This is a genomic window from Ralstonia sp. TCR112 (assembly GCF_007997035.1).
Taxonomy (GTDB): Bacteria; Pseudomonadota; Gammaproteobacteria; order Burkholderiales; family Burkholderiaceae; genus Ralstonia; species Ralstonia edaphi.
In genome coordinates this window covers 1-17,605 of sequence record NZ_VOSS01000040.1, presented here as the reverse complement: position 1 = coordinate 17,605, position 17,605 = coordinate 1, and the positions used below count along the sequence as shown (strand labels likewise).

At 64.1% G+C, this 17,605-nt stretch carries 14 protein-coding genes and 1 pseudogene; 3 read left to right on the top strand and 12 right to left on the bottom strand.

Annotation, left to right across the window (positions count from 1 at the left end):
- Window position 1: 1 nt before the first annotated feature.
- From FUT88_RS12925 to FUT88_RS12910, 4 genes are all read right to left on the bottom strand, one after another.
- Entirely contained in the window at window positions 2-1,264 is a 1,263-nt protein-coding gene (locus FUT88_RS12925; RefSeq protein ID WP_147215645.1) for a DUF3734 domain-containing protein, read from the bottom strand.
- Between the two features lie 32 nt (window positions 1,265-1,296).
- Window positions 1,297-2,082 (bottom strand): 3-hydroxybutyrate dehydrogenase, encoded by a 786-nt coding sequence (locus FUT88_RS12920; protein WP_045220069.1) that lies wholly within the window; start codon window positions 2,080-2,082, stop codon window positions 1,297-1,299.
- 47 nt (window positions 2,083-2,129) lie between these two features.
- The gene (locus FUT88_RS12915) at window positions 2,130-2,873 is read right to left on the bottom strand and encodes an acetoacetate decarboxylase (RefSeq protein WP_147215644.1); all 744 of its coding nucleotides are present in this window, start codon (window positions 2,871-2,873) and stop codon (window positions 2,130-2,132) included.
- 194 nt (window positions 2,874-3,067) lie between these two features.
- Window positions 3,068-4,471: a PLP-dependent aminotransferase family protein gene (locus FUT88_RS12910; RefSeq protein WP_147215642.1), complete on the bottom strand. Its 1,404-nt coding sequence runs from the start codon at window positions 4,469-4,471 to the stop codon at window positions 3,068-3,070.
- Between the two features lie 155 nt (window positions 4,472-4,626).
- On the opposite strand from FUT88_RS12910, the gene FUT88_RS12905 reads away from it, so the two are divergent.
- Both FUT88_RS12905 and FUT88_RS12900 read left to right on the top strand, forming a co-directional pair.
- Window positions 4,627-5,964: an aspartate aminotransferase family protein gene (locus FUT88_RS12905; RefSeq protein WP_147215640.1), complete on the top strand. Its 1,338-nt coding sequence runs from the start codon at window positions 4,627-4,629 to the stop codon at window positions 5,962-5,964.
- A gap of 1 nt (window position 5,965) precedes the next feature.
- The gene (locus tag FUT88_RS12900; RefSeq protein WP_147215638.1) at window positions 5,966-7,489 is read left to right on the top strand and encodes a CoA-acylating methylmalonate-semialdehyde dehydrogenase; all 1,524 of its coding nucleotides are present in this window, start codon (window positions 5,966-5,968) and stop codon (window positions 7,487-7,489) included.
- A gap of 76 nt (window positions 7,490-7,565) precedes the next feature.
- On the opposite strand, the gene FUT88_RS12895 is transcribed toward FUT88_RS12900, so the two are convergent.
- Together FUT88_RS12895 and FUT88_RS12890 are read right to left on the bottom strand one after the other, a co-directional pair.
- The gene (locus FUT88_RS12895; RefSeq protein WP_147215636.1) at window positions 7,566-7,769 is read right to left on the bottom strand and encodes a cold-shock protein; all 204 of its coding nucleotides are present in this window, start codon (window positions 7,767-7,769) and stop codon (window positions 7,566-7,568) included.
- A 176-nt stretch (window positions 7,770-7,945) separates the two neighbouring features.
- Window positions 7,946-8,149, bottom strand: coding sequence for a cold-shock protein (locus FUT88_RS12890; protein ID WP_027679026.1), 204 nt, complete (start codon window positions 8,147-8,149; stop codon window positions 7,946-7,948).
- Between the two features lie 351 nt (window positions 8,150-8,500).
- Between FUT88_RS12890 and FUT88_RS12885 the strand changes: the two are divergent.
- Window positions 8,501-10,395, top strand: a pseudogene (locus FUT88_RS12885) (potassium transporter Kup).
- An 18-nt stretch (window positions 10,396-10,413) separates the two neighbouring features.
- Here the strand turns inward: FUT88_RS12885 and fdhD are convergent.
- The 6 genes from fdhD to FUT88_RS12855 all read right to left on the bottom strand — a co-directional run.
- Window positions 10,414-11,229, bottom strand: coding sequence for a formate dehydrogenase accessory sulfurtransferase FdhD (gene fdhD, locus FUT88_RS12880; protein ID WP_147215634.1), 816 nt, complete (start codon window positions 11,227-11,229; stop codon window positions 10,414-10,416).
- Window positions 11,226-11,471 (bottom strand): MarR family transcriptional regulator, encoded by a 246-nt coding sequence (locus FUT88_RS12875; RefSeq protein ID WP_147215632.1) that lies wholly within the window; start codon window positions 11,469-11,471, stop codon window positions 11,226-11,228. The genes fdhD and FUT88_RS12875 overlap by 4 nt, the downstream gene beginning before the upstream one ends.
- Window positions 11,471-13,810, bottom strand: a complete 2,340-nt coding sequence (locus FUT88_RS12870) for an FdhF/YdeP family oxidoreductase (protein ID WP_147215630.1) — start codon at window positions 13,808-13,810, stop codon at window positions 11,471-11,473. The genes FUT88_RS12875 and FUT88_RS12870 overlap by 1 nt, the downstream gene beginning before the upstream one ends.
- Window positions 13,811-13,838: 28 nt before the next feature.
- The gene (locus FUT88_RS12865; protein ID WP_147215628.1) at window positions 13,839-15,494 is read right to left on the bottom strand and encodes an OFA family MFS transporter; all 1,656 of its coding nucleotides are present in this window, start codon (window positions 15,492-15,494) and stop codon (window positions 13,839-13,841) included.
- A 252-nt stretch (window positions 15,495-15,746) separates the two neighbouring features.
- Window positions 15,747-16,214, bottom strand: a complete 468-nt coding sequence (locus tag FUT88_RS12860) for an Hpt domain-containing protein (RefSeq protein ID WP_147215626.1) — start codon at window positions 16,212-16,214, stop codon at window positions 15,747-15,749.
- Window positions 16,215-16,305: 91 nt separating this feature from the next.
- Window positions 16,306-17,605: efflux RND transporter permease subunit (locus FUT88_RS12855; protein ID WP_147215624.1), on the bottom strand; the 1,300-nt coding region annotated here is incomplete at its 5' end.

Here is a 17,605-nt window from a genome sequence, read left to right as displayed (position 1 = left end):
CTCAGAGCCGTTTGTCTTCCCGCTCTAAGCCCGGATGGCGGTGGATGTCGTGCGTGATGAAGCCAGTCTCGTTATCGGGCATCTCCAGCCACTCCGGGTGCGAAAGCGATTCGCGAATATCCGCCAGGCCTGACGCCCAATGGTCCCGCATGGTGGATGGCCCGAACTGGATGTCCTTGCCGGGGCCTTCGTGTTCCTTGGCTGCGTAGATGAGGTGGAAGACGTTGTAGCGCTTGGTGCAGGCCATTTCCTGCGCGTGCTTGTACCACTGCGTGCGCTCGAACTCCTTGGGCGGCAGGTGATCGAGCAGCTTCCGTATCAACCGGCGGGTGGATTGCGAACGTTCCATCCAGTCGGTGGTGAGCCGCGTTCGGCTGGAGTACTGCAAGTCCTTCTGCCGGCTGGCCACGCCGATCATCGTATTGGGCACGGGCCCCAGCGCGCTCCAGAGGTCCACCTGAAACACCAGCGTGTCGCGGCGTGGCTTGGAGCCCAGCACATACGACAGCGGCGTGTTGGAGACGACACCGCCGTCCCAGTAATACTCGCCGTCGATCAGCACAGGCGGAAAGCCCGGCGGCAGCGCGCCCGATGCCATGAAGTGCTCGGCGCGCAGGCGGCGCTCGGTGTTGTCGAAGGCTTCCAGGTTGCCGGTGCGGACATTCACGGCACCGACCGACACGCGGATGCCGCCGTCGTTGATGCGGTCGAAATCGCACAGGCGCTCCAGCGTCGCCTTGAGCGGCGAGGTGTCGTAGTAGCTGGCTTCAAGCGGGTCGACCTCGTTGGCCGGCAGCGGCGCAGGAAAGCGCGGTGTAAAGAAGCCACGCTGGCCTTCAAGCAGGGTGTCCGTCGCCTGCATGGCGGTCAGCCATTTACGCAGATGCGCGTTGCCGTCAAACCAGGCGTTTTCCAGGATGTCCGGCAGCGGCGGCGAAAACGTCGGTTGCGTGATGATCTGCCAGAACTCGCGCAGCTTTTCTCGCCGATGCTTGGGCGCGTTGCCAGCAATGATGGCCGTATTCAGCGCCCCGATGGAGATGCCCGCAATCCAGTTCGGCACGATGCCGGCTTCGTCCAGCCCTTCGAACACGCCGGCCTGGTACGAGCCCAGCGCGCCGCCGCCTTGCAGCACCAGCGCGATGTTTTCGTATTCGGGAAGTACGATGCGCTGCGCTGTAGTGAGCGGCGCATCTGCGGGGCGCGACGACTCTGCCGGCGTGGGCCGCTTGGTTGCGGCCACGCGTAGTTTGGGTGCGGGCATATCTCCTCCAACCTCCTTGCGGGTGCTTAGATTTACTGCATGAACCAGCCGTGGCTCACCACGAACGATTGGCCGGTCAGTGCGGCGCTCGGGAACGTGGCCAGGAAGCGCACCGTCTCGGCCACGTCTTCCACCGTAGTGAACACGCCGTCCACGGTATCACCGAGCATGACCTTTTTCACGACATCCTCTTCGCTGATGCCGAGTTCCTTTGCTTGCTCGGGAATCTGCTTTTCGACCAGCGGCGTGCGCACAAAACCGGGGCACACCACGTGCGAACGCACGTTATGCGCGGCACCTTCCTTGGCCAGCACCTTGTTCAGGCCGAGCAGCGCATGCTTGGCCGCCACGTAGGCCGATTTGAGCGGCGAGCCTTCATGCGAGTGCACCGAGCCCATGTAGATGACCACGCCGCCACGGTCGTCCTTGTACATGTGGCGCAGCGCTGCACGCGTGGTCAGGAACGCGCCATCGACGTGGATGGCTTGCATCTTCTTCCAGTCGGCAAACGAATAGCTCACGAACGGGTTGACGATCTGGATGCCGGCGTTCGAGACCAGGATGTCGACCGAGCCGAGTTCTTCGGCCACGCGGTCGATGCCGCTGTCCACGGCTTGTTCATCGGTCACGTCCATGCGCAAGCCGATGGCCTTGCCGCCGGCATCGGTGATTTCCTTGGCGACGGCCTTGGCGCCGTCTTCGTTCAGGTCAACGATGGCGATGGCCGCGCCCGAACCGGCGAGCGTGAGGGCGATCTGCTTGCCGATGCCGCTGGCGGCACCCGTGACGACGGCGACTTTGCCTTTCAAATCAGACATGTGTGTACTCCGAGGGTTGGCGGGAAAGGAATGGCGTTGGGCAGGCGTTACTTCGCGAGGTAATCGAATACGACTTCGCCCATGCCGAGGGTCAGGTCTGCAATGATGTGCCGCGCTTCGACAATCTCCAGCACGGGCAATTCGGCCACGGGCGCCAGCGCATGGTGCGCCAGTTCGAGCGATGCGGGGCCGGTCCACGCACCTTTCATGTCGATGTCGACCATGTAGTTGCGCGACAGTTCGCAGATGCGCGCGGTTTTGCCGTCCACGTGCGGAATGATCTTCAACAAGAAGTTCGGGCGCTCCAGGCGGCGTTTCTGTTCGGCCAGATCCAGCTCTCGGTGCTTGTAGCCCATGGTGCCGGTCGCCACGCGAACGGGGCCGTAGTCGAGCGTGCCGATCAGCGTGTCCTTGTCGGTCACCAGCCGGGGCGAGGCGAGCTTCTTGGGGAAGCCCCACATTTCGCGGCCGCCGGCCAGGGGCGGATGGTCGTCCAGGTACATCGCCAGCGTGTACGTGCCAGGAGTGCCTTCGTAGGTGACGGGGATGACCTGGCCGCTTTCGGTGTAATCGCCAAAGCCGGTGGAATCGGCCATGCGGATGAACTCGTAGGCGACGAGCGGTTCGGGCACTTCCAGCGGCTCGGGCACCATGGCGCGCAGCTTGGCCGGGTCGGTGCGGTACGTGATGATGAAGAATTCGCGGTGGATGAAGCGGTACGGGCCGGGCGGGTAGGCGGGGCTCGTCAGCGGCATCGCGAAGGCGGTTTCGCGGATGGTCTTGATGTCCATGGCACTCCTTGTGCAGGTTGGGCTGCAGGTGGCGTTGGGAATCGGTACAGCGCAGGAGAACGGTAGGCGACAGCGCATCGTGTCGCGCTTCTGTGACGCCGCGACCTTCCGTTCCAGCGAAGCTCACGTTTGAGTGCCGGTCACGTGATTGATTGCATGCAATACGTCATTGCGCCGCATGCAGCTTGCGCCTGTCAGGCGTGCGAGAGGAATTCCCAGAGCGCCGGCTCGGCGGAGTACGCGACGTTGAAGCGCAGCCACGGGCTCGGCTCGTCATGCGTCCGGAAGTATTGGCCCGGCGCGAGCCAGATATTGTGCTCGATGGCCTGATTGGCGAGCGCGGCGGCATCTGCGTGGCCGGGCAAACGCGCCCACAGGAAGAGACCGCGCCCCGGTGTATCGAACGGCTCGGCACCATGTTGGCGCATGAGGGTTTCGACACGCGTGTGGGCCTCGCCCAGTCGCGCAATCAGTCGCGCCACGTGTTCGGCATAGACGGGGCGGGTGACGAACGCATGCACGATGCGCTCGGTAATTTCAGAGGAGGTGAGCGCCACGGCCATCTTCGTGCGCGCCAGTTCGCGCGTGATGGCGGCGTCGGCCACCACATAGCCCGCGCGCAATGAGGGCGAGATCGTCTTGGAAAAGCCGCTCACGTAGAGCGTGCGGCGCAGGCCGTCGAGCGCAGCCAGCATCGGGGCGGCGGGGTCGGCCAGTTCGCGGTGCAAGTCGTCTTCGACAATCCAAAGGCCGTGTTGCTCTGCGAGTTGCAGCACGCGATAGGCATTCTGCGCCGTCATCGAGGAGCCGGTGGGGTTCTGCAGCACGGAGCTGGTGAAAAGGGCGCGCGGCCGGTCGGCATCGTCGGCGCGCAGGATGTTTTCGAGCGCCACGGTGTCGAGTCCATCCGGCGTGCGCGGCACGCCGACCACGCGCAGGCCGGCCAGCTTGAGCACCTGGAGCACGTTGCAGTAGCCCGGATCATCCACCGCGACGACGTCGCCCGCTTTGAACAACGTGCGGACGATCAGGTCGAGCGCCTGCGTCGCGCCGCTGGTCAGCAGCACTTGCGAGCGCTCCACCGGCAGCCCGCGCAGCGCCAGCGACTGCGCCACGTATTCGCCCAACGGCGCATAGCCCCACGGATGTCCGTAGCCCGCCACCCGCAACGCCGACACACGGCTCACCGCGCGCATGGCTTCCTGCACACCGCGCTCGTCCAGCCAGTCGTTCGGCAGCCAGCCGCAGCCTGGCTTGATGGCGATGGAGCGATCGGCAAAGACATCCGACAGCAGCCACGCCGCGTTGAGCGTCGGGGGCTCCCAGCGTGGGGCCACGGAAGCCGGTTGGGCTGGTGTACGAGCCGCCACCAGGTAGCCCGAACGCGGCCGCGCGACGATGGCGCCCAGCGCCGCCAGCCGCGTGTAGGCCTCCGCCACGGTAAAGGTGCTCACGTCGTGGGCCTGCGCCAACTTGCGCACGGAGGGCAGCCGAGTGCCCGGCAGCAAGGTATGACTGTCGACCGCCGCACGAATGCCTTGGACGATCTGGTCGACCAACGTACGCTGGGGATGAGAAGGATCGAGTTCGAGTTGCATGTTGCGATGCGGCACGAAGCGGGTGGTAGGCGCCTATACAGTTTCTTATAGAACCGCCATCTGTGCATGTCCGCGTCGCGTATGACTCTGTACAGTTTGCTTCAATTGCTGGCTTGCCAGTCCGTTCCCCTTCCGCTGTTTTTTCGGAGCCGCCGATGAAACCCGCACCGCACCCGCTGGAAACCACCGATCTGTCCTATTTCTGGATGCCGTTCACGGCCAACCGTCAGTACAAGGCTGCGCCGCGCCTGCTGACGTCGGCCCAGGGCATGTATTACCGCGACGCCGACGGCCGTGAAGTGCTGGACGGCACGGCGGGCCTCTGGTGCGTGAACGCCGGGCACAGCCGCAAGGAAATCGTCGAGGCCATCACCGCGCAGGCGAGCACGCTGGACTACGCGCCCACCTTCCAGATGGGCCACCCGATGGCCTTCCGTGCGGCGGAAAAAGTGGCCGAGATCATGCCGGAAGGTCTGAACCGCATCTTCTTCGTCAACTCGGGGTCGGAAGCGGTGGATACGGCGCTCAAGATTGCGCTGGCCTACCACCGCGCACGGGGCGAAGGACAGCGCACACGCCTGATCGGCCGCGAGCGCGGTTACCACGGTGTGGGTTTCGGCGGCATCTCGGTGGGCGGTATCTCGCCGAACCGCAAGGCGTTCTCGGCCAACCTGATTCCCGGCGTTGATCACCTGCCGCATACGCATGCGCCCGAGCACAACGCGTTCTCCAAGGGCCAGCCGGCCTGGGGCGAGCATCTGGCCGACGAGCTGGAGCGACTTGTCACGCTGCATGACGCGTCGACGATTGCCGCCGTCATCGTCGAGCCGCTCGCGGGTTCAACGGGTGTGCTGGTGCCGCCCAAGGGTTATCTGGAACGTCTGCGTGCGCTCTGCGACAAGCACGGCATCCTGCTGATCTTCGATGAGGTCATCACCGGTTTTGGCCGACTGGGCGCGGCAACGGCGGCGGAGTTCTTTGGCGTGACGCCAGACCTGCTGACGATGGCCAAGGGCATCAACAACGCCGCTGTGCCGATGGGCGCCGTGGCCGTGCGCCAGTCGGTGCACGACACCGTCGTCGACGCTGGTGCGCCGGGTGCGATCGAACTGTTCCACGGCTATACGTATTCGGCGCACCCGCTGGCCGCGGCCGCGGCGGTGGCAGCACTCGATCTGTATCGCAGCGAAGGGCTGTTCGAGCGCGCGCGTTCGCTGTCGCCGGTGTTTGAAGCGGCTGCGCATTCGGTCAAGGGCGCGCCGCACGTGAAGGACATCCGCAACCTGGGCCTCGTGGCTGGCATCGAACTGGAATCGCGCCCCGGCGCCGTGGGCGCGCGCGCTTACGAAGTATTCCTGAAATGCCTGGAGCGCGGGGTGCTGGTGCGCTACACCGGCGACATCCTGGCGTTCTCGCCGCCGCTCATCATCGAAGAGGCGCAGATCGCGCGCATCTTCGACACCGTTCGTACCGTTCTGCAAGAGGTAGCCTGAAATGAACCGACCGATTGATCCTGCCGTGACGGAATCCGTTGTCAGCCACTACATTGGCGGCCAACGCCATGCCGGCAGCGGCACGCGCAGCGCCGATGTGTTCAACCCCGCCACGGGTGCCGTGAGCGCGCAGGTGCTGCTGGGCGGCAAATCGGAAGTCGACGCCGCCGTGGCCGCTGCCCATGCGGCCGCCGCCGACTGGGGCGAGACCTCGCCGCTCAAGCGCTCGCGCGTTCTCTTCAAGTTCAAGGAACTGCTCGATCAAAACCAGGATGCCCTGGCGGCCGCCATTACGCGCGAGCACGGCAAGGTGTTCTCCGACGCCAAGGGCGAAGTCACGCGCGGCATTGAAGTGGTGGAATTCGCCTGCGGCATTCCGAACCTGCTCAAGACCGATTTCACCGACAACATTGGCGGCGGCATCGACAACTGGAACCTGCGCCAGCCGCTGGGCGTGGTGGCCGGCATCACGCCGTTCAACTTCCCGTTCATGGTGCCGATGTGGATGGCGCCCGTGGCGCTGGCGTGCGGCAACACGTTCATCCTCAAGCCGAGCGAACGTGACCCGACCCCCAGCCTCATGATTGCCGACCTGCTCAAGCAGGCGGGCCTGCCGGACGGCGTATTCAATGTCGTGCAGGGCGGCAAGGATGCCGTCGATGCGCTGCTCGAGCATCCGGATGTGCAGGCTGTCTCGTTTGTCGGCAGCACGCCCATCGCCGAATACATCTACGCCGAGGGCACCAAGCGCGGCAAGCGCGTGCAAGCCTTGGGCGGTGCAAAGAATCACCTCGTCGTCATGCCGGATGCGGATCTCGACCAGGCGGTCGATGCGCTGATCGGCGCCGGCTACGGTTCTGCCGGGGAGCGCTGCATGGCGATTTCCGTGGCCGTGGCGGTGGGCGACGTGGCCGACAAGCTGGTCCCGCGCCTTGCTGAACGCGCCCGTGCGCTCAAGATCGGCAACGGCATGCAGGCCGACAGCGAGATGGGTCCGCTTGTCACCGCTGCCCACAAGGCCAAGGTGGAAGGCTATATCGCCAAGGGCGTGGAAGAGGGTGCCAAGCTGGTGGTGGACGGCCGCGGCCACACGGTCGACGGCCACGCTGAAGGTTTCTTTACGGGCGGCACACTGTTCGACCACGTCAAGCCCGAGATGACGATCTACAAGGAAGAAATCTTCGGCCCGGTGCTTTCAGTGGTGCGCGTGCACGATCTTGCCGAGGCGGTGAAGCTGATCAACGCCCACGAGTTCGGCAACGGCGTGTCGTGCTATACGAGCGACGGCGGCGTGGCGCGTGCATTTGCGCGGCAGATCCAGGTGGGCATGGTCGGCATCAACGTGCCGATTCCGGTGCCGATGGCGTGGCACAGCTTTGGCGGTTGGAAGCGCTCGCTGTTCGGAGACCACCACGCCTATGGCGAAGAAGGCGTGCGTTTCTACACGCGCTACAAGAGCGTGATGCAACGCTGGCCGGATTCGATCGCCAAGGGCGCCGAGTTCGTGATGCCGACAGCCAAGTAAGCCGACGTATCGCTCATGAGAAAGGGAGGCAATGCCTCCCTTTATCGTTTGAACATGCCGAGTTGAAACCGGCGTGTCATATTGGTTTGATGTTGACGGCGATGAGTTCGCCATCGGGCCCGATTTCTACATCGAAGCTGACGCGCTGGCCCTCGTGGAATGTCTGCGAGCGCGAAAACTGGATCTCCGAATCCCGAATAAAACTCGGGGCAGCATGCATTTCTGCAGCTGCGGCGGGCGGATCATATTGAACGGCGTTCTCTTCAATTCGGCTGGCCATTGCATGCTCCCAATAGGGTTCGTCAAACCAGGCCACCGCTTCCGGCGGCCATCCGACTGCTTGATGGCAAACACGTACTGAAACAACCTGCCTGGCGGAATATCCCGGCCAATACACGCGCGAGGAAACCCCGCGCGGCAAGCCAAAACCGGGCTACCGCGCCCGCGTGCTCCTTGTTACTGGGGCACGATGTTCGAAGCTTGCTTGCCCTTCGGGCCTTGCGTGACTTCGAACGACACCTTCTGACCTTCCTTCAGGCTTTTGAAGCCTGCGGCATTGATTGCGGAGAAATGAGCGAAAAGGTCTTCGCCGCCATCATCCGGGGTAATGAAGCCGAAACCCTTTGCGTCGTTGAACCACTTGACGGTACCAGTAGCCATGATTTTGAGTCGTGAAGTTGAGAAATCGATCGGCCGCCGGCCAAATACGAACACAGCAGGCAGACCCGGCCGAACCGGCCAAACGATCGTTTGGTGAATATATGCTTGGCGCGTCGCCCCGTCAAAGTCTGTTTTTTAAGCTTTTTGCTTAGACCGGGTGCGTACGTTGTTTTCGGCCGCTCAGCAGGGTTGGCTCGGGCTTGCCATCGGTGCAAACACCGGCGCAAACCCGGGCGTTTTCACCTAAGCTTTAGTGGCTTCTGCCGCACTCGGTTCGCCCCCGTAAAGCAAGTGCAGCAGACGGTGCACGAAAATTGCGTGCGCCCCCGTCGTTCCAGTCGCAGCCTACCCATGACGACCGTCGCAGCCAGTAAAACCAAGAAAAATCCCGCGTTGATGGCCACCATGGTGGGCGCAATCGGCGTGGTCTTCGGGGACATCGGCACCAGCCCCCTGTATGCCCTGAAGGAGTGCTTCAACCCCGAGCATGGGGTGCCGTTTTCCGACCAGACCGTGTTCGGCATCCTGTCGATGCTCTTCTGGGCGATGACGCTGGTGGTGTCCGTCAAATATGTCTTGTTCGTCATGCGCGCCGACAACAATGGCGAAGGCGGCATCCTCGCGCTGACGGCCCTGGCCATGCGTGCCAGCAGCGGCAGCGCCCGGTTCACCCGCACGTTGATGCTGCTCGGGTTGCTAGGCGCCGCCATGTTTTACGGTGACGCCGTCATCACCCCCGCCATTTCGGTGCTTTCCGCCATTGAAGGCATGGAGATCATGGCGCCCGCGCTGCAGAAGTGGGTGTTGCCCCTGGCGCTGATCGTGCTCATCGTGCTGTTCTTGATTCAAAAGCACGGCACGCACGTGGTGGGGCGCCTGTTCGGGCCGATCATGGTGCTGTGGTTTGTGCTGCTGGGCGTGATGGGGCTGGCTTCGGTGGTGAAGTCGCCGCAGATACTCGTGGCGCTGAGCCCCGTATACGCCATCGAATTCGGATTCCGGCATACGGTGCTGGCGTTCATCGTGTTCGGCTCGGTGTTTCTGGCGCTGACCGGCGCCGAGGCCCTGTATGCGACATGGGCCACTTTGGCGCACGTCCGATCCGCTATGCCTGGTTCTACATTGCCATGCCGTGCCTGCTGCTGAACTACTTCGGCCAGGGCGCCTTGCTGCTGCGCGAGCCGAGCGCTGTGCAGAACCCGTTCTTTCTGTTGATGCCGAACTGGGCCGTGGGCCCGATGGTGCTGCTGGCCACGGCGGCCACCGTCATTGCATCGCAGGCGGTCATCTCGGGCGCATTTTCGATGACGGCGCAGGCCGTGCATCTGGGCTATGCGCCGCGCATGAAGATTCTCTATACGTCGGATGTGGAGATCGGCCAGATCTACGTGCCGGTGGTCAACTACATGCTTCTGGCGCTGGTGGTGGCGGTGGTGCTGGCTTTCGGCAAGTCCGACAACCTGGCCGCGGCCTACGGTATTGCGGTGACGACCACCATGGTGCTGACGACCGGTCTGGTGACGGTCGTCATGCGCAACGCCTGGAAGTGGGGCCTGTCACTGGTGGCCTGCATCGGCGCGGTGTTCCTGGCGGTGGATCTGTCGTTCTTTTCCGCCAACCTGCTCAAGATTGCAGCGGGTGGCTGGTTCCCGTTGCTGCTGGGCGGCCTGATCTTCTTCCTGATGGTGACGTGGCACTCGGGCACGCAGCTGCTGAAGGCGCGCAACGTGGAAGGCGGCATTCCGCTCGAGCCGTTCATGGAGGGGCTGCTGCGCCATCCGCCGTATCGTGTGGATGGAACTGCCGTCTATCTCACACCGAGCATCGACTTCGTGCCCCTGGCGTTGCTGCACAACCTCAAGCACAACCACGTGCTGCACAAGCGTGTGCTATTCATCCATTTCCGCACGCTCGCCGTGCCGTATGTGGACCCCGCCAAGCGACTGGTCGTCAAAACCATTGGCGATGACATCCACACGGCTGTGGTCGATTTCGGGTTCAAGGAAACACCGGCCGTTGACGAGATCGTCCGCAATGTGGGCGAGCGGCTGGGCATCGTTTTTGAAGATATGGAAACATCCTTCTTCATTACGCGTGCCACGGTGGTGCCGTCGCCGCTGCCCGGCATGGCGATGTGGCGTGAATCGCTGTTTGCCTGGATGCAGCACAACAGCGCCAAACCGTCGGACTTTTTCCGGATTCCTGCCAACCGGCTGGTTGAGCTGGGCAGCAAGGTGGAGATCTGACGCAGCACGTTGTGCGCGCTACGCAAACCGCGTCACGCTATCGCCCCGACAGAACGCCAGGAGCGTCAACTGCCCGGCCTTGGCGTGACGGATCGCCAGCGAAGAAGGCGCGGAGATCGTCGCCAGCAGCGGCACCTGTAGTTGCACGCATTTGCGCGACAACTCAAAGCTCGCGCGGCTTGTCATGACGATGAAGCCATCTGCGGGACGGATGCCGAGTCGCGCCAGCCTGCCGATCAGCTTGTCGAGCGCGTTGTGGCGTCCCACGTCTTCCAGCACATGCAGCGGTGCGTTAGCGTCTGCGGGCACCCAGCCTGCAGCATGCAAGCCTCCCGTGAGCGCGTTGGCGGGCTGATGCGCCGTCATCGCCTGCATGGCGTCCAGCACCTGTGCGTCGCTCAATGACGCCAGCCATGCGGGCGGCACCAGCGGCACCGGTGCCTCTTCAAACGTCTGCAGGCTTTCAATGCCGCAGAGGCCGCAGCCGGTCGGCCCCGCCAAGGCGCGGCGGCGTTCCTTCAGCCGCACGAAGCAATGCGAGGCGATTTCCGCATGCACTTCGAGCCCATGCGGACGCGTTTCCACGTCTGCGCCACGCCAATCGGCGCGACCGTCGATGATGCCTTCCGACAGCGCAAAGCCCAGCGCGAAATCTTCCAGATCAGTCGGCGACGCCATCATCACCGCATGCGTGATGCCGTTGAAGACAAGCGCTACCGGGGCTTCATCGGCGACGGCGGTGGGGGTGTCTTCTTGCGCGCCGGCCCGCGTGCGTTTCATCGCGGAGGCGGAAACGACGGGCAAGCCGGTGGATTGGTGGGGCAGGGCAGTCATGCAGTGAAATCGGGCAAGGCGCGGCCGGCGTCGAGCAGCACAATGAGCCAGCGCGTGTCGTCCATGGCAACGCGCAGCAGGCCGGCATCGGCCAAGGGATGCAGCGCGCGCAGCACCGTGCTGGCGCGCTCGCCCACGCGCTTGGTCAGCCAGGGCAGCGATACCGGCTTGCCGGCGTCGGTTTCGCGCAATGCCGCCAGCAGCGCCAGTTGCAGCGCAGACCACGCCGGCTCGGTTGGCATCAGGCTTCTGCCGTGTTGGCCGCTTGGGCGTCAGCGGTGCGCTGGACTTGGCTCGGGACCAGCATCACCGGAATGGACTTTGACGTCGGCGTGCGAGCTTGGTCAGCCACAGAAGTCAGCGGCACCAGCGGATTCGTCTCGGGGTAATACGCCGCCAGGCACCCGCGCGGAATGTCGTACGCCACCAGCCGGAAGCCATCGGCGCGGCGCGTGGTGCCGTCTTCGGACAGCGTCACCATGTCCACCCACTCGCCATCTTTCATGCGGATCGTGTGCAGGTCTTCCTTGTTGATGAAGACCACGCGGCGCTGGCCAAACACGCCGCGGTAGCGGTCGTCCATGCCGTAGATCGTGGTGTTGTATTGGTCGTGCGAACGGACCGTGGCGAGCGTGAAGATGGTCGCGTCGGCATGGCGCTCGCGGGCGCGGTGGACCGGCGTGTCGGTCGGCACGGCATGCGCGTGGAATTCCGCCTTGCCCGACGGCGTGTTCCAGACACGTTCCGAGGCGGTGTTGCGCAGGCGGAAGCCGCCCGGCACGCGAATCTTCTCGTTGAAGCCGGCAAAGTCGTCGAACACGGCTTCAATGCGTTCGCGGATGCGGTCGTAGTCTTCGACCAGCCAGCGCCACGGGATGGTGCTTTCGGGCAGCGTCGCTTCGGCCAGGCGCGCCACGATGGCCGGCTCCGACAGCAGATGCGGCGAGGCCGGCGGATTGATGCCCGCCGACATGTGCACCATGCTCATCGAATCTTCCACGGTCACGCCTTGCGTGCCGCCGGCCTGTTGGTCGACCTCGGTCCGGCCCAGGCACGGCAGGATCAGGGCGGCCTTGCCGTGCACGATGTGGCTGCGGTTGAGCTTGGTGGTCACGTGCACGGTCAGGTCGCACTGGCGCAGGCCGGCCCACGTGGCGGCGGTGTCCGGCGTGGCCGCTGCGAAGTTGCCGCCCATGGCGAAGAACACGCAAGCCGAGCCTTGCCGCATCGCTTCGATGGCGCCGACGGTGTCGTAGCCATGTTCGCGCGGCACCTGGATGCCGAAGACTTGCTCAAGACGGTCCAGGAACGCAGGCGCGGGCTTCTCGTAAATGCCCATCGTCCGGTCGCCCTGCACATTGCTGTGGCCGCGCACGGGGCACGCACCGGCGCCCGGGCGCCCGATATTGCCGCGCAGGAGCAGCAGGTTGACGATCATCTGGATCGTCGCGACCGAATGCTTGTGCTGCGTGATGCCCATGCCCCAGCAGGCGATGACGCTGCCGGCCTGGATGTACGTGTCGCCGGCCTGGCGGATTTCGTGTTCCGGCAGGCCCGATTCGGCCTCGATCGTTGCCCACGATTCGGCACGCACGTCGGCGGCAAAGGCGTCGTAGCCGCCGGTGTGTTGGGCGATGAAGGCGTGGTCGATGATGGCCGGCTCACCGCGGCTGCGGGCCACGTCATCGCGCTCGATCACGTGTTTGATGATGCCTTTGACCGTCGCCAGGTCGCCGCCGATGCGCACCTGATGGTATTCGGTGCTGATGCGCGTGGAGCCGAGCGTCAGCATCTCGATCTTGCTTTGCGGATCGGCAAAGCGCTCCAGCCCGCGCTCGCGCAGCGGGTTGAACGAAACAATCTTGGCGCCGCGCTTGGACGCCTCGCGCAGCTCACCCAGCATGCGCGGGTGGTTCGTCCCCGGGTTCTGGCCGAAGATGAAGATCGCGTCGGCCTTGGTGAAATCGTCGAGCGTGACGGTGCCCTTGCCCACGCCGATGCTGCCCCGCATGCCCGTGCCGGAGGGCTCGTGGCACATGTTGGAGCAGTCGGGGAAATTGTTCGTGCCGTAGGCGCGCACGAACAACTGGTAGAGGAAGGCCGCCTCATTGCTGGTGCGGCCGGAGGTGTAGAAGATCGCCTGGTTCGGATCGGGCAGCGCGCGCAGGTGCTGCGCGATCAGCGCGAAGGCGGCGTCCCACTCGATCGGGACGTATTTGTCGCTGGCCGCGTCGTAGACCATCGGGTGCGTCAGGCGGCCTTGGTCTTCGAGCGCGTAGTCAGACCATTCGGCCAGTTCGCGCACGGTGTGCTGGGCGAAGAACTCCGGCGTGGTGCGGCGGGAAGTCGCCTCTGCGGCTACGGCCTTGACGCCGTTTTCGCAGAATTCGAACGTGGAGGCGTGGTCGCGGTCAGGCCAGGCGCAGCCCGGGCAGTCGAAGCCGTCAGGCTGGTTGGCCGACAGCATCGTCTTGGCGCCCTTGGCCGCGATGCCCTGCGACAGCAGTTGATGCGCAACGCTTTTAAGCGCGCCCCAGCCACCGGCCGGGTGACGGTAGAACTCGATCTTCTGGTGCTTCATGGGTGGCGGGGCGGCGTTGGATCAGATGTCAGGAGAACAGAACGGCAGCTTTTTGGAGTGTAATCCAAACCCCCCAGCCCAACGGCAGCCCCACGGCGGCCCAGGCCAGCACCACAGCCACGGCCGAGCCCGGGTGCGCCTTCCATTCCAGCGACGTTTCCGGCGCAGCCACCGACGGCGTCGGGCTCTTGGTTGCCGCAGCGTGACGCTGTTCGTCGAGTTGCGCTTCGGTCATGAAGTGCTTCGCGTTGACGGGGCGCACCAGCAGGTTGCAGATGAAGCCGAGGATCAGCAGGCCCGCCAGGATCATCATCGTGATGTCGTACACGGCTGCGCGTTCCACGCCATGGGCGATCTGGTATTCGCGCAGGTAGTTCACCAGCACGGGGCCCAGAATGCCGGCGGTCGACCACGCCGTGAGCAGGCGGCCGTGGATGGCACCCACCATCTGCGTGCCGAACATGTCGGCCAGATAGGCTGGCACAGTCGCAAAACCGCCGCCGTACATCGACAGGATCACGCAGAAAGCCAGTGCGAACAGCGCGATATTGCCGGTGTGCGACGTCCACGGAATCGATGCGTACAGCACGAAGCCCAGCACGAAGAAGACTGCGTACGTCATCTTGCGGCCCAGGCGATCCGACAGCGAGGCCCAGAAGAAACGGCCGCCGATGTTGAACAGGCTCAGCAGGCCCGTGAAGCCCGCAGCGATGGCCGCGATCTGGCCCTTTTGCGCGGCCGTCAGGTCCATGAACGACGTCGTCACGCCCAGCAGCTTGCCGCCAAACACTTCCTGCAGCAGCGGCGACGCCATGCCGAGCACGCCAATACCGGCCGACACATTCAGGCACAGCACGGCCCAGATCAGCCAGAACTGCGGCGTCTTCAGCGCTTCATTTGCGTGGACATGGCGTTGCGTGACCATCGTGTCCTTCGCCTTGGCGGGCGAGGGCGTCCAGCCAGCCGGTTTCCAGCCCGTGGGCGGCACGCGGTAACCCAGCGCGCCGGCCATCATGAACACGAAGTAGATGCCGGCGAGCACGATAAACGTTTGCGACACACCCACCGATTCGGGTGTCGCAAACAGCTTCATCAGGCGGTCAGCCAGCGGGGCGCCGATCATCGCGCCGCCGCCGAAGCCCATGATTGCCATGCCAGTGGCCATGCCGCGCTTGTCGGGGAACCACTTGATGAGCGTGGACACGGGCGAGATGTAGCCCAGCCCCAAGCCGATGCCGCCGATCACGCCCGAGCCCACCCACAGCAGCCACAGCTGGTGCATCTGGATGCCGAGCGCGGAAATCAACAGCCCGCCGCACCAGCACACGGCCGACACGACACCGGCCTTGCGCGGGCCAACGCGCTCGAGCCAGCCGCCCCACATGGCAGCGGATGCGCCGAGGAACACGAAGAAGAGCGTAAACATCCAGCCCAGACTGGAGACGCGCCAGTCGCAGGTGGTGGTGAACAGCTCGGCGATCAGCGAGACATCGGCGCCGCAGGTGAGCGGCTTGGTGATGCCCAGCGCGCGGCCAAGCGGCAGCCAGAAGACGGAGAAACCGTAGGCCATGCCGATGCACAGATGGATGGCCAGAGCGGCAGGCGGAACCAGCCAGCGGTTGAAACCAACCGCGGCGACGGTGCGCTCGCGCGAGAAAAATGGATGCAGGACTGCTTCGGACATCGAATCCCCCCGGATAAGTTGAGCCCGTGTTGTGACGTGTGTGGCGAAACGGTGCGGCCGCGCCGGTCATGGCCGGTGCGTGCCAGTCGGCTGCGGTTGGAGTGCGCCGACGTTGCCCGCGAAAGATAGTGGGGCAGCGTGTTCTAGATCAATAGTTGTAGGCACCCGTTGTATTGCGAATTACGCAAAATACAACCGAATTGCTTAATTTATGTGACTGTCAACATAAATGGCCCGGGGGAATGTTGGTGTTCAGTCGATGGCCGGCCAAGGGCAGCCGTTTGCCTGCCGGCGGAATTCGTCGGCGAGAGCGCGCAGGGAGGTGAGGGCCGATTGCATGTCCTCCGCGCGTTGCCGATACGGCCCGGCGCTCTGCGCAGCGCGCTCGATGCAGCGGGCGGCATCGCCAATCGCCTGATGCCCGAGCATGCGCGCCGAACCCACGATGCGGTGCGCCGCTTCAACGATCTGTGTGTCGTCGCCGCCGCGGATGGCGTTCTCCAGGTTGGCGAGATCCTGTTCCACCGTCTCGCAAAACAGATCGACGATAAAACGCCACTGCTGCAGATCGGTGCCAAACAGCTCGGTGAGCGTCGTGACGACTTGCGGGGGGAATTGTGCGGCGACGTTGGCGGATAAGTTGGGCGTGGGGTGCATTGCGGCGGTGCGTGCGATGAGAATCAAAGACGCACTCTGCTCGCCTGGTTCACGCCTCACCATGAGATTGGTCCGATTCTGGTGTGAGCCCAAATGAAAACGGGCGCACCGCCGGTAAAGCGGTGCGCCGTTGTCCGTTCAGTACGCGTGGGGCTTAAGGCAGCATGGCCGCCGTCGGATTGACGTCCGAATCGCGCGATGGCGGACGGCGATGGCGGTGTGCCCACGTGAAGACCACCGGCAGCACCAGCAGCGTGAGGATGGTCGTCGTGACCATGCCGCCGACGATCACCAGTGCCAGCGGGCGCTGCGCTTCCGAGCCGATGCTGTGCGACAGCGCTGCTGGCAGCAGACCCAGCCCCGCCAGCATGGCCGTCATGATGACCGGGCGCAGGCGCAGCGCGGCGCCGTCGACGGTGGCTTCCCGCACGTTCTCGGATTGCGCCAGGCGATTGACGTACGAGATCAGAATCACCCCGTCCTGGATGGCAATCCCGAACAACGAGAGGAAGCCGATGCCCGCCGAAATTGACAGCGTCTCATGCGCGATATGCAGCGCCAGCAGCCCGCCGATAGCCGCAAACGGCACATTCAGCACGACCATCAGCGCATCCTTGAAGTTGCCGAACGTGCTGTACAGCAGCAGGAAGATCACGAGGATGGTCAACGGCACGATCACCATGAGCTTGCCTTGTGCGACCTTCATCTCGTTGAACTGGCCGTCCCACTTGACGGTGTAGCCCTCAGGCAGCTGCACGCTGTCGCCGACCACGTGCTCTGCTTCTTCCACTGCGCTGCCGAGGTCGCGGCCGCGCACGCCGAACTTGATGGCGATATAGCGCTTGCCGAGTTCACGGTAGATGAAGAATGGGCCATCGGTCATTTCCACCTTGGCGATCATCGAAAGCGGCACGTGCTGGCCATCGGGCGTATCGATCAGCAGTTCGCGGATGGCGTCGTAAGACGCACGTGCCTGCTGATTCAGGCGCACCGCCAGGCCGAACGACTTTTCGCCCTCCAGGATCTGCGTGACCGGTGCGCCGCCAATGGCGTATTGCACGAGGTTCTGCACGTCGCTCACGTTGATGTTGAAGCGCGCAGCCGCCTGGCGGTCGATCGAAACGTTCAGCGTCGGCTGGCCCAGCTCGCGGAAGATGCCCACGTCCACCAGCCCCGGCACCTTCTTGAGCTGCGCCTGGATGTCGTTGGCCTTGGCTTCGAGCACGTTGAGGTCGTTGCCGAACAGCTTGACCGAGTTTTCACCCTTCACGCCTGACAGCGCTTCATCCACGTTGTCCTGGATGTACTGCGAGAAGTTGTATTCGATGCCCGGGATCTTCTCCAGATGTTTGGACAGGCGCTCGACGAGTTGTCCCTTCGTCATGCCGGCGGGCCACTGGTCGGGCGGCGCGAAATACAGACCGTATTCCTGGTTGAACACGCCCGTGGAATCG